The 13,005-nt window shown below is 50.8% G+C and carries 12 protein-coding genes; 1 reads left to right on the top strand and 11 read right to left on the bottom strand.

Annotation, left to right across the window (positions count from 1 at the left end; all coding sequences use genetic code 11):
• Positions 1 to 231 precede the first annotated feature (231 nt).
• From CZ379_RS06395 to CZ379_RS06380, 4 genes are all read right to left on the bottom strand, one after another.
• Entirely contained in the window at positions 232 to 729 is a 498-nt protein-coding gene (locus CZ379_RS06395; protein WP_110934264.1) for a GNAT family N-acetyltransferase, read from the bottom strand.
• A gap of 217 nt (positions 730 to 946) precedes the next feature.
• Entirely contained in the window at positions 947 to 3,034 is a 2,088-nt protein-coding gene (locus CZ379_RS06390; RefSeq protein WP_110930898.1) for a molybdopterin-containing oxidoreductase family protein, read from the bottom strand.
• Positions 3,035 to 3,287: 253 nt separating this feature from the next.
• Positions 3,288 to 4,109 carry a formate/nitrite transporter family protein gene (locus tag CZ379_RS06385; RefSeq protein WP_110930897.1) on the bottom strand — a complete coding sequence of 274 codons (822 nt, stop codon included), beginning with the start codon at positions 4,107 to 4,109 and terminating at the stop codon, positions 3,288 to 3,290.
• A 190-nt stretch (positions 4,110 to 4,299) separates the two neighbouring features.
• Positions 4,300 to 5,661, bottom strand: coding sequence for an FAD-dependent oxidoreductase (locus CZ379_RS06380; protein WP_110930896.1), 1,362 nt, complete (start codon positions 5,659 to 5,661; stop codon positions 4,300 to 4,302).
• 239 nt (positions 5,662 to 5,900) lie between these two features.
• On the opposite strand from CZ379_RS06380, the gene CZ379_RS06375 reads away from it, so the two are divergent.
• The gene (locus CZ379_RS06375; protein ID WP_110930895.1) at positions 5,901 to 6,536 is read left to right on the top strand and encodes an SDR family oxidoreductase; all 636 of its coding nucleotides are present in this window, start codon (positions 5,901 to 5,903) and stop codon (positions 6,534 to 6,536) included.
• Between the two features lie 38 nt (positions 6,537 to 6,574).
• On the opposite strand, the gene CZ379_RS06370 is transcribed toward CZ379_RS06375, so the two are convergent.
• The 7 genes from CZ379_RS06370 to CZ379_RS06340 form a co-directional block, all read right to left on the bottom strand.
• Positions 6,575 to 7,384 carry a (2Fe-2S)-binding protein gene (locus tag CZ379_RS06370; protein ID WP_110930894.1) on the bottom strand — a complete coding sequence of 270 codons (810 nt, stop codon included), beginning with the start codon at positions 7,382 to 7,384 and terminating at the stop codon, positions 6,575 to 6,577.
• Between the two features lie 103 nt (positions 7,385 to 7,487).
• Positions 7,488 to 8,342, bottom strand: a complete 855-nt coding sequence (locus tag CZ379_RS06365; RefSeq protein WP_110930893.1) for an ABC transporter ATP-binding protein — start codon at positions 8,340 to 8,342, stop codon at positions 7,488 to 7,490.
• A 220-nt stretch (positions 8,343 to 8,562) separates the two neighbouring features.
• Positions 8,563 to 8,676 (bottom strand): DUF3243 family protein, encoded by a 114-nt coding sequence (locus tag CZ379_RS27140; protein WP_110934263.1) that lies wholly within the window; start codon positions 8,674 to 8,676, stop codon positions 8,563 to 8,565.
• Between the two features lie 99 nt (positions 8,677 to 8,775).
• On the bottom strand, positions 8,776 to 9,624 hold the full coding sequence (locus CZ379_RS06355) for a M15 family metallopeptidase (RefSeq protein WP_407668604.1): 849 nt from the start codon (positions 9,622 to 9,624) through the stop codon (positions 8,776 to 8,778).
• Positions 9,625 to 9,731: 107 nt separating this feature from the next.
• On the bottom strand, positions 9,732 to 11,141 hold the full coding sequence (locus tag CZ379_RS06350) for a DEAD/DEAH box helicase (protein WP_234404837.1): 1,410 nt from the start codon (positions 11,139 to 11,141) through the stop codon (positions 9,732 to 9,734).
• A 145-nt stretch (positions 11,142 to 11,286) separates the two neighbouring features.
• Positions 11,287 to 11,925, bottom strand: coding sequence for a ThuA domain-containing protein (locus tag CZ379_RS06345; RefSeq protein ID WP_110930891.1), 639 nt, complete (start codon positions 11,923 to 11,925; stop codon positions 11,287 to 11,289).
• 39 nt (positions 11,926 to 11,964) lie between these two features.
• Positions 11,965 to 12,798, bottom strand: a complete 834-nt coding sequence (locus tag CZ379_RS06340) for a uroporphyrinogen-III synthase (RefSeq protein WP_110934261.1) — start codon at positions 12,796 to 12,798, stop codon at positions 11,965 to 11,967.
• Positions 12,799 to 13,005 lie beyond the last annotated feature (207 nt).

Raw genomic sequence — 13,005 nt, 5'->3', positions numbered from 1 at the left:
ACTTCCCAATAGTTCAATGGCATAGGCACTACCGTCCGGGCGATTCGTAAAGCTGCCTTGGGAAGCAGGTTCGCCCTTATCGGCCCTTATGTATATAATCTGACACTGAGCGATTGCCGCAGGCTCGTTAACGAGAGAATGGAATCGCTGGAAGCGGGTCTCTATGGATGCTATGTGCTTTGAACTGACGCTTGGATCGGTCGGGTCGGATCGGATCATAAAGCGGAAGGATCAGCCGATAATCGGATACCACATCAATATATCGTCCACATATTGACCTTCTATGCAGTACTCCGCAACCAGCCTGCCCTGCAGCATAAATCCACAGCTTTCATAAAATGCGATAGCACAAGGGTTCGTGCTTAGCACGCGCAAACAGAGCTTCCGAATTCCCTCCTCTGCGGCCAACTCCTTCATCGCTGTCATCAATTTACTGCCGATCCCAAGCCGCCTGTAGGAAGGATGGATCGCCACATGAAGCTCATACACATGACGATGGCTTGCCATCGCCGACGGTGTGGCAAACCCCAAGTATCCGCATATTAGACCATCGATTCCAGCAACGAGCTGGCTGCCCGGCGGGCATTGCTGCAAATACTGTTCCCGTGATGTCCAGGCGATGGGGGAAGGACTTGTCCTGCCGTCCCAGACCAATGCATCGAGCTTCATTAATTGGCCCGCATCCTTCATCTCGGATCGCCTAATCCATAGGTTAGAAGTCTGAGCCATATTCGATTCATCCGGCATGAGCGCTGCCATCCCTTCCATCGTCCCGTAATGATCTACTACCTATTATACCACTTCAGGGAATTTGCCAAAAAATCGTCATATCCTAGATTTCGCGGAGAGCTCCAGCTCGATTCATCCGGTTATGAACGATAAAGGAGGAAAAAAGCCCTCGCGGGCTTTCCTATACATAAAAATAATTATTTAGTATCGCGCAATCTTATTTATTCGGCACACACTTCCGTTGACGCTTTACCTCGACAACAGTCGAGAAGAAGGTCGCTCCATTTCCCATATCGGAGAGGCGCTCCGGCGTAAGTGCATTTGCACGCTGGCGCTTCCCCTCCCGCTCCCACCAGAGGCCTTGGCTGACCACCGTTCCCGGCAGCATTTTCTCTGTCACCTGGGCAGTAGCCTGGTACTGGCCGCGGGCATTCCAGACGAGCACTTCGTCCCCGTCCGAGATTGCCCGTACCTCGGCATCCTCGGGATGGATTTGCAGCATAGGATCCTTCTCCAGCTTCGCCAGCTTCTCCACATTAGCGAAGGTGGAGTTCAGAAAGCTGTGGTTCGGCGGGGATATGAACATAAGCGGATAAGGCGAAGTCTTGCGCGGACGCCGTTCACCGTCATAACCTTCAATGAGTGGAACATAGGTTGGCAGCGGCGGAAGGCCCGCTTCGGCCATACACTGTGAGTACAGCTCAATTTTGCCAGATGGAGTTGGAAGGCTGTCCAGATGACGCTTCTGATGCTCCATATTCAGCTTAAGGAAGCGATGCTCCTTCAAATGTTCCAGCGTAATATGCTCGATATACGGGTTAGCCGGGTGATTCAAAGCCTGACGAACCATATCCTCCTCTGTATCCAGAAAGGCCTCCTCCTCAAATCCCATGGCTTGTGCAAGCAGCTTGAACACTTCCATATTGCTCTTGCTCTCGCCCTGCGGAGGGATAACCGGCTCTTGAAGCTGAATGTAGTGATGCCAGTAAGATTTATATAAATCTGTATTCTCGAAGGTCGAGGTCGACGGCAGGACGATATCCGCATATTTGGCCGTATCGGTCATGAACAGATCGTGTACTACCGTGAACAAATCCTCACGCTGCAGGCCTTGCTCTACTTTATCTGTATCCGGTGCGACCACGGCTGGATTGGAGCAGTAGACGAACATCCCGCGAATTGGCGGATCAAGGGACAACAGCGTCTCGCCAAGCTGATTCATGCTGACAACCCGGACATTCGGGTTCGGACGCAGATCGGGACGGGCCAAAGCGGCTCCATTGAACTTTGCATAATCTCCATTTGACTTGATCGCCCCGCCTCCCTCGACAAGCCATTGCCCCGTTAATGCAGGGAGACAAACAATCGCCCGGACATTCATGCCCCCATTGTCATGATGCTGAAGTCCGTTGCCGATTTGAATGAATGCAGGGGACGTCTCTCCGTACATCCGAGCCAGCTGCACGATATGCTGCGCCGGCACCCCCGTAATCGCCGAGACCTTGTCCGGCGTGTATTGTTTCACATGCTCACGGAGCTCTTCATAGCCAATCGTGTATTGCGCAAGAAACTCCTCATTCACAAGCCCCTGCTCAAACAAGACATGCATCATGCCTAGCGCCAGCGCCGAATCGGTTCCTGGATGCAGTGGGATGAACCAGTCCGCGCGATCGCCGGTTCGATTCCGATGCACATCGATCACGACCAGCTTCGCTCCCTGCTTGCGCGCCTTCTCGATGATTGACCACGCATGCATATTCGTGCTCACCGTATTCTGTCCCCATACGATGAACAACTTCGCCTTGGCCGTGTCCTCCGGGCTCGTCCCTCCCATAAATCCCATTGTATACTTCCAGCCCACATTGCCAGCCGCGCTGCAAATGCCTTGATCCAGCCGGGTCGAGCCAAGTCTATGGAAGAAGCGGCGATCCATGCCGTCCACGCTGAGCGCTCCCATATTCCCGTAGAAGCTGTAGGGCATAATGCTCTCTGAGCCATGCTCCCGAATTAGTTCCGTAAATTTCGAGGCAATCTCCCCGATCGCTTCTTCCCAGGAAATCCTTTCAAATTTCCCCTCTCCCTTGGCGCCAATGCGTCTGAGCGGATAGAGAATACGTTCTGGATGATATACCCGCTCCGTCATGTTGCGGACTTTATTGCAGATAGCGCCTTTGGTGATCGGATGTTCTGGATTTCCAGCAACCTTGACGATTTTTCCATCTTCTTTATGCAGTAACAGGCCGCAGGTGTCGGGGCAATCGAGCGGACACACAGCCGGAAATATTCCATTCTGTTCGTGAATCATGCTTTATACACACCTTTCCCAAACATGCAGTGAGCGAAGGATTATGCTCAAATCTATTATTGGATATCTACTTGTATCAAACCTATCATATAGCTCTTTGCAAATTGATGTAAAGGCTCAATTCAGGGCCGATCAAAGCCCTTCTCCATATAGATCCGCCGATATAGAACGCAAATAAGCCTCTCCCTCCGCCCGGCAATATGCCGTCGGTTATGAGAAAGGCCTACGCTGCAAAATATTTTCGCCTAGTAAATTAAGCCGATTTTCGACCGTTAGCAGCTGCTGAGCTAGCACTAACCTGCTTGCCCTTATCCTTAAGATAAGCCGTCCAGTAGGCTCCCGCTACAAACAGTGCGCCGCCGGTCAAATTACCCAGCCAGACAGGCACGAAATTTCTAATATAATCTCCCCATGAGAAATAACCTTCAAAGATCGCTGCCGGAATTAAGAACATGTTGGCCACAACGTGCTGGAAGCCAATAGCAACGAAAGCCATAGTCGGAAACCAAATGCCGAGAATTTTGCCGCTCATATTATCCGCGCCGTAGGACAGCCAGACAGCAAGGGCAACGAGCCAGTTGCAGCCGATCCCGGATACGAAGGCCTGCAGGAAGCTATCATCCAGCTTATGCCCTGCCATAGCAATTAACTTATCGAGATAAGGGCCGCTGGCTGTCAATCCGACGACATGCCCGAAGAAATAGGCGACAAAGACAGCTCCCAGAAAATTAGCAAGGGTAATGAGCACGATGTTCTTCAGCATTTCCAGCGTCGTGATGCGCTTAGCCATTCGTGCCAACGGCACAGCCATCATATTGCCCGTAAGCAATTCGCCGCCCGCCAGCAGAACGAGAATAAGACCGATCGGGAACACGGCAGCACCGATGAAATTAACAATGCTTCCCCATTCCTGGGGCGCGTTGCTGATCACTCGAATATCGAGCAAAAAGCCAAGAGCGATAAAGGCTCCGCCAAGAAATCCTAATATCATCACCGTCAGAAGCGGATTGCGTGCCTTCTGGACTCCCGTATCCACGGTTATTTCCGCGATTTGCGGAGGTTTGTAATAAGCCATGGTTATCATCTCCTCTATAACTAGACACTACTCTATCTCTATTTCATCATTATTGTATCGTGCCTTGCTGCGCCAACAATGTAACAAAAGTCACGTTAGACAGGTAAGAAGCCACTGCGCATAGGATGTATCTCCCTCGGCAGTGGCCATACTCGTTGGATTAGGATTGGGTGCTATTTACAGAAGATAATTAAGCATGTACGATTTCACGCGCTGGCACTTCGGGGAGCGCCTGCAAGCCGGCACTGTTCAAAAAATTCCACGGCTTGTTAAAATGCGGCTGGAAGAAGAAATCCACAAATGCAAGCTCCTCCATCTTCATGTCGTTCTGTATGCATACAGAGATCGTATTTATCGATTGCGTCAGGTCTACCTTGGACATGATTTGGGCTCCAAGAATGCGTCTTGTTCCTTTCTCATAGACGAGCTTCAGCATGACCGGCTCGTGAGTAGGCATAAACTCCGGACGATAGCTGTCCGTCACAAGTACTGAATCCACTTGAAGCCCCGCCTCCTTGGCCGCAGTCTCAGTCAAGCCTGTTCCCGCAATATTATTCTCATAAATTTTAATGCCAGAGGTTCCTTGTGTTCCCATGTATTTCACCGTCGGAGATACCAGGTTGCGAGCGGCGAGGGTTCCCATGCGCACCGCGTTAGTTGCGAGAGGTATATACGCATGGTCTTTGAGCGGATTATAGTAGATAGCACAGCTATCGCCTGCCGCGTATACATCGCGTTTGCTCGTGCGCATATACTCATCCACGATAATGGCACCGTTATCCAGCATATCGACCTGCCCTTTCAGCAGCGCTGTATTTGGCTTGAAGCCAATACACAGAATGACGACATCTGCAGCATATTGTCCATGATCCGTAACGACGGTAGTTACCTTGCTATCAGCACCTTCAAAACGTTCAACCTTCTCGCCGAGCGCCAACGCAATTCCCCGCTCGCGAAGTGAATCCTCGATCAGATCTGTATATTCCGCATCCAGATATTTGCTCAGGATCCGCTGCTCTGCATCAATTAGCGTGACGTTCTTCCCATTCATCTGAAAAGCTTCGACAAGTTCAATGCCGATATATCCAGCGCCAACCACCACGATATTTTGCGCTTCTCTTCCTTTTTCAATGATCATATTGGAATGATTGAAATTTTTGGACAGGATAATGTTATCCAGTTCGATCCCTGGAAACTTCGGCACAACAGGCCAAGATCCCGTCGTCACGATAAGCTTATCGAAATCATCTACAAACTCTTCCCCGGTCTCTAAATTACGCGCGGTTAACTCCTTTTGATCCGTATCTACGGAGATGACTTCATGAAGCATTTTCGTCTTTACCCCTAACTCCGCAAGCTGCCCCGGCGAAGAATAGAACAATCCTTGGGGATCCTTGACCACGCCGCCGACATATAGGGCAATGCCGCATGACAGGAAGGAAATGTTGTCATTACGCTCGTATACGGTAATCTCTGCCTCGGGGTACAATTGTGCTGTATTTACAATGGCTGCCGTCCCTGCATGCGTACATCCAATAACTGCTACTCTCATCATTTCTTCCTCCTTATAATCGCCCGATGTTATATATTGTTCAAAAATCGGGGTGTTTATTGTGAAATATATCACTTAAAAAGCAATGTATTTGTGAAATCATTCACCTTGTGACTCTTATTATAGTGTGATCTTTTTCACATTGCAAGAGGCTATCAATTTTTTTTGTGCGGGTAATGATAAATAACCCTGTAATTCGGGAGAATTACCAATATCATCTAGATATCGGAGGGCTGCCCATGTACACCGTATTCGTGGCGGGAGCACACGGAAGAACAGGTCGGCATATTGTTAAAGCGCTTCAAAAGAAAAATTATAAGGTAAGGGGGCTGGTTCGCAGCGAGACACAGCGGAATAAATTACTTGAATGGGGGGCTACACCTTATATCGGAGATTTAAGATCTGCATTCTCGGAAGGTCTGGACGGTGCGGATGCCGTCATTTGCGCAGTCGGCGCAGGAGATAAATGCGATCCCGAGGAAATTGACCATCTCGGAACCGTTCGCTTGATCGAGCAATCCCAATTACTCGGAGTTAAGCGTTTTGTCCTTATAAGCTCTATGGGAACATTGGAGCCAGAACAAATGCCGAAAATTCTTAAACCATACTTATTAGCCAAACGCCGGGCCGAAAAAGTGCTCGAGGCGAGCACGCTTTGTCATACCATCGTACGTCCTGTGGGACTGACGGACGAATTACCAATCGGCAAAGTATCTGTACACCATGAATTTACCCATTCGGGGTTTATTTCACGAGGTGATCTAGCCCAGACAGCCGTCCTTGCTCTCACGCTGCCCGAAACGGAGAACACCGCCTTTAATTTGATCGCGGGAGATACCTCGATCGCGCATGCTTTGCAATCGCTTAAGGAATAATTTAAAATCCCATGACAAAAGCCGCCCTTCGAGGCGGCTTATTTACTGGATTCTAATTGGCGCTGCATCAGTTCGGCCCGCTTTTGCTCCCTCTGCGTTCTGGTCAGCTTAGGGCAGCTATAGCAATATCCATGGCCTGTATCCGTTCGATAGGCAAGACAGCACGTCGGCTTTAAAGGCATCTTCTCGCCATGCACATAGGGATTATCCACCATAATTTCCTTTAGAACAAACGGATTACGCTTAATACCAAACCAATCGGCCGAAATCGTCTTTACATATTCATAGTCTTCCCTTAGCAGGTCACGCTGCTCCTCGGATTCCAACCGGTTTGCTAATTGCTGAAGATAATAAACCACACCCAGAGGCAGCTGTCCCCACAGCTGTGTTACGGGAAGCTTGGATATGTCGGCTGCCGCCTCCATAATCGGCCGCAGCGTCTCCTTGTAAAAGCAGCCCAGTTGCTCTTCCCGCCACTCGCTTGCATCCCCTTCGGGCCATTTCTGCTCTGCATCATCATGCAGCACGAAAAAGATCGTCGGAAATTGACGCACCAGGACGATCTGTAACGTTAAGTTCTCCAATTTGAAGTCTAAGCGAGAGCTCGTTAATGAAACCATATAATGCAGCGCCGTGCAAAGAACTCGCCAGCTTGCCGCAAAATACGTCGCTGCAACCTGGACATCGAGCCCCTTGATTTCGGTTTGGTACTGAGTCAGAAACCGTTCCGCACATTGCCGGTCTAGGAAGTCCTTCCCTTCCATCGTGAAGATGGCCTGCTCTCTATAGTCACGGACTACGTGACAATGCTGCTCTAGAAATTGATAGTCGATAGCCTGTCGATCCATATTCTCCTCCTGCTTTGGCCTGCCGTATTCTCGCACCACGCGCCGCTCCCGCGCGAGGCGCTTCGCTGCATGACGGCGGTCGGCTGCATAAATGCCTTAGCGGCTATAAATATGCGGCTACCTTTTCACCGGTAAGAACGCTGCTCTTCGGGAGCTGCCCTTTGCTTTCGGCTACCCGGTACAATTCATACGGAAGGCATAGCGGAACCCCACTGCGCGGATCCGTTACTATATCGGCTTCGATGCCAAATACTTCTCGCAAAACCGAGGACGTTACCACTTCTGCCGGTGCTCCTTCTGCGATGGCTTGCCCTTTCTTGATTGCAATCATGTGATGGGCATATCTTGCCGCATGATTCAAGTCATGCACGACCATGACGATGGTTCGGCTGGACTCCGCATTCAGCTGCTCAAGCAACTGCAAGACTTCAAGCTGATGAGCCATATCCAAAAAGGTCGTCGGTTCATCCAGAAATAGAATATCCGTCTCCTGGGCAAGCGCCATAGCTATCCATGCCCGCTGCCGCTGTCCCCCGGATAACTGTTCCAGCGCCCGATCCGCAAACTCATTCATCCCGGTGGCGTTAATCGCCCAATCGACAACCTGCTTATCTTCTGATTTCAAGCTGCCAAAGCCCTTCTGGTGCGGGAAACGGCCGTACGACACCAGCTCATATACCGTTAGGCCGTCAGGCGCCGTCGGATTTTGGGGCAGAATTGCCAGCTGCTTCGCCACTTCACGGGTCGATTGCTTATGAATGGATTTTCCGTTCAACAGTACGGCTCCGCCCTTAGGTTGCAGAATCCGGGCCATTGTCTTCAGCACCGTCGATTTCCCCGATCCGTTAGCCCCGACAAGAGCGGTAATTTTCCCATTAGGGATATTGATGTTCAGATCTTCTACAATGAGACGGTCTCCATAAGCGATATTTAAGTGGGATGTATTTAATGCCACCATAACGATCTCCCTTTCCGAATTACGATATATTGATTATTTATATGAACATAACCCGACCATGATCTAAGCTAAAAATCCTCTGCTCTAAAGATACTGATAATCATTATCATTTGTCAACTGTTTTATGGGCGATCATTCCTATTTTGCATGAAAAAAAGGGGATTCTCCAAGGAATCACCTTTTTCATAAACCGTTTATTGCGTTGAGTTGGCAAGTGGTACTAGAATATGAGCCAAAGCATGGCGATGCTCCTGCCGCCGGCCCTCCATAATTCCTGAAGCAATTCTTGTTCTCGTTTGCACGGCTCTTCGTTCGCAGCAAAGTAGTCGCCAATCTTCGCCGCCGCTTAGCCATCATTTCTTCGCTCAAACCTATTCCTTGAGCCAGCTCGATCCGTTCGCCCGAATAGCGCTTGAGCCCAACCCTTAGAAACTTAAGGCGTCCCGGATACCGGAACCGCATCGTAATATTCCTCTAACGTAATGTCTCTTGCAAAAATATCCGCCGCAATCTCTTTGCCGACGTAACGCAAATGCCAGGGCTCGTACTTATAGCCTGTAATGGATTCTTTGCCTTCAGGATAACGAATAATAAATCCATATTCAGCGGATTGCTGTGCAAGCCACTCGGCCTCCTTCGTTCCCCCGAAGCAGTCCTCGGCCGCGCATTTGCCATCGCTTCCCGATACATCGATAGCTAGCCCAGTCTCATGTTCGCTATGCCCTGGAACGGCACTATACGTCTTTGCCTTTTCTTCTCCGTCTCTCTCCACGTAACGGTTAAACAAGGATCTCTGAGTGCTGTGGGAACGATAGGCGGACACACCTGCGAGGTAGACCCCATCCGCTTCTGCCCCGGCGAACATCTCCTCCAGCGCCTTGGCGGCTTCACTTCGCATCATCCGCTTCTCGATCTTCTCTTTAAATATGAAGCGGACATCCGGGTAAACCAGATCAGAAGGCTCATAATCCTCTGGAAGGGCCAACTCCTTATTGACGAGTACGGCAACGCTGTCAGGATCCGCAGCCGCTGCCTTGTCTACTGTGCTAGAGCCTTCACCCGGTTCTTGCGTCCCATTGTGCTCAGCATCCTGCCCCGTGCCTTCCTTCGGCTCCTCCTCGGCAGCTCCCTTATTCTCGCCGTCATTTGACGGATTCACGTTAGACCCTATAACCCCAGAATTATCCGGCTTTGTAGAGCCAGCCTTGCCGCATCCGGTCATGACAACTGCTGCTAGCAAACAAACTAAAATCACTGATAACGACATCTTCCGGTAATTCACTTTACGCTCTCCCCTCTTCCCCCTTCCCCATAGGTAGGGGCGATATATCTACTCTTTAAACGTACTTTAGAGCCATTATGTTGCCTTTCATTTTCACGCACCGCTATTTAGCGGCCTCGCCGCCCGCTGCGTTCTCTTCCGCCGCTTCTGCCTCCGCCGTCTCCCCGCGGAGAAGAGTCAGCACGTCCGCCTCTTCCGCTTCCATTCTTACCGCCCTGAGCCCGTCCAGATGTTGAGGCTGTACGCCCCCGTCCACTGCTCTCATTTCCAGAGCTCCGACGTCCTCCATTCGTTTTTCCACCTGTCGTCTTCCTGCCCTCCGGCCTTCTTCCTCTTCCGGCCCCATCCTTGGACTCCCGCTTCCCTGCGGTCTGCTCCTTTACCACGACTGCTGTTCCACTCTTGTCCTGGCGCTGCCGTTCCAGCTTTAGACCGATGCCTCGCTCAATATTACGCAGCGCATCGATGTCTCTTGGGGAAGCAAAGGTTATCGCTACCCCCTTCTCGCCAGCTCGGCCGGTACGGCCGATCCGGTGGATGTAGCTGTCCACATCCTGAGGAATATCATAATTAAATACATGGGTTACGCCTTCTACGTCGATCCCGCGCGCAGCGACATCAGTAGCCACAAGCAGCTCCAGCTTCGCTTCGCGAAACGCCCGCATGACTTGCTCCCGTTTCGATTGAGACAAATCGCCGTGCAGCTCGTCCGAAGCAAAGCCTGCCTCCTGTAGAGCCTCGTTGAGCTTGCTCGCCCGCCGCTTCGTCCGGCAGAATATGACCGCCAAATACGGACGATGAGATCGGATCATCTCGATTAATGCCCCTTGCTTGCCCCGGTCTGTGCATTCCACAACAATTTGCCGAATGCTGTCCAGAGTAATGCGTGAGGTTTCCGCAATCCGAATGTCCCGGGGACGATTCATGTAAGTCTTGGCAAGCCGCTTCACGTTATCCGGCATCGTCGCTGAGAACAGCATCGTCTGCCGGCTGTTTGGAACCATGCGGATAATTGCTTCTACCTCGGCAAGGAATCCCATATGCAGCATCTGATCTGCTTCATCAAGCACCAGCATTCGCACTGCTCCCAGCGTAAGCGAGCCGCGGCGCAAATGATCCAGCAAACGACCCGGCGTACCGATGACCAACTGAGTGCCATTTTGCAATTTGCGCAGCTGCCGCTCCACATCTTGTCCCCCGTAGGCAGCTAGAATGGATATGCCTTCGCGGGCAGCCGCCAGTTTGCGTGCCTCCGCCGTGATTTGAATGGCCAGTTCCCGCGTCGGCGTAATAATCAAAGCTTGCGCATCAGGACGATCTGCCTTCAGCTTGTCCATGATCGGCAGCAGAAAGGCTAACGTTTTCCCCGTTCCCGTCTGGGCTTGCACGATAACGTCCTCCCCTGCCAGCAGCACAGGTATGGCTTCCTGCTGCACTGGCGTCGGATGGCTAATGCCATGACTCTGTAACGTATGAATCAGCTCAGGCGAAACGCCCCATCCATCAAAAGTTGTCAAATATATCCACCTCGTCATTTTGTTATTCCTGATTTAAAAAGACCGAACCCGCCCATCCAATCAGCGTTCCGGCCTTTTTAGGATCTACAATCCGTTATATCTCGTCACATCGATTTTCTTCAACCCTACATTCACTGAAGCAGTCTCAGCCCGGCGACCGAGCCGCCCACTTCGCAGCCTGCAGCACAACCTTGCGATATTCCGGATGCTGGAATACGGCCTGATCACGTCCCGGCAGCAGATAAACTACACGGCCGAGCCCATAGGAATGCGCCCATGCTGCGGGGTGCCATTCTCCATCCATCTCATATTCCAGTAAGACGGTCGTTTCGCTAAACGGATCGAATTCAAATTGATACGGCTCGTCCTCAATCTCAAAAGCCGAAATATTCTGCATAATGTCATGATCCGTCGCAGCGACGCGCATTTCTAATTTTCGCAAGGACGGATGCGTTGTGTTTCTGGCGCCGATAAGTTGGGCAAGCTCATATTTTTTTTGCAATACAATACCGTTATGAAGGATGAGCAGGCCCCGTCCACCGCTGATGCAAGACAGAAGGCCCGCGGTCTGCTTGGAAGACAGCTTCTCTCTCCAACTGTCATGATAGGAAATACATAGATCGAACGACTGCAGATTGCTTTCCTCGAGCATATGATTGTTCTCTGTACATTGTACCGAAAAATGATCATTTAAAATATGGGTAATTTCCCGATCCACCCCTTGCAGGGGATAAAATTTAGGATGAGTGTAATCTCCGATCAGCAGCGCTTTTTTCTTATTCATGATTTGCTCCTCCTGTCTGTTAAGTTCCCTGCCAAAGAGTTATTTTACTGCCAGCAGGGGATCGCTTTCGCCAGCGTAATAGCGTGCCAGCTCGACAATCATACTGCCCATTCGTTCCTCTTTTGGAGCCACTACACGCGGAATACCGGCTTCGTATAATCCTTGAGCCGTCACCTTCCCTACGGCTACGGCGATGACCGAGCCCTTCAGCGCAGTTATAAGATCATCGAGACGCTCCTGCTGCTCTGCATATCCCAGCAGAAATCTCACCTGTGGACTGCTTGTGAAGGATACGGCGTCAACACGCGCCTCAATGATGTCATATAACAACCGATCCAAGGCCTCCTCCGGCGGAGCAATATGGCGGTAAGGCAAAATTTCCGTGCAGGAGGCTCCCTGCTCCTCCAACCAGGCTACAAGCTTCGGGGCGGGATCGCCGTATAGCTGAAGCAAAACCGTATTATCCTTCAAATCATATGCGGCCAGCTCCCGGATCAGTCCATCCGTGCTGCCGTCATCGTCCCTGGCATGCGGTGACAGTCCGCGCTTCTTCAATACGTTTACCGTCTTATATCCTCGCGCGGCAATATGCGACTTGGAGAGGTTGTCGAGCAATGCATCCAGAAGCCCCATCTCCTCGGCCATATCAAACAATGCATTCAGCCCGATTCCCGTCGTAAAAATCGACCAGTCCGGCGGATGATTAACCCACGTCTGAATGCCCTGGCGCAGCTTCTCATCATCCAAAAATACAGTTCCCTGCGCTGGACGATATAACGGAATCCCCCCCATATTCTCGATCAGCTTGCCTAATTCCTCCGCACGGCGAGGCCCGGTAAGCGCAATTCGCTTGCCTTCTAATCTTCTAGCCACCATCTCTACCCCCGTCTTAAGCTATCTTTAAACAGCTTTGTTTAACATTAGCTTAAACGACACCGAGGTCTAAGTAAATCGTTCTATTGCATCTTTCTCGTTAGAATGAATTCCCGCTGGAACATTTATGCATCCAACTTTCGAATCATAAACAGATTAGCGGAAATGTATCATCGACAAAAAAAGGCTGTCCAACTGTCATTCACA

The sequence above is a fragment of the Paenibacillus bouchesdurhonensis genome (assembly GCF_900155685.1).
Taxonomy (GTDB): domain Bacteria; phylum Bacillota; class Bacilli; order Paenibacillales; family Paenibacillaceae; genus Fontibacillus; species Fontibacillus bouchesdurhonensis.
This window is presented reverse-complemented; position numbering and strand designations above follow the sequence as displayed.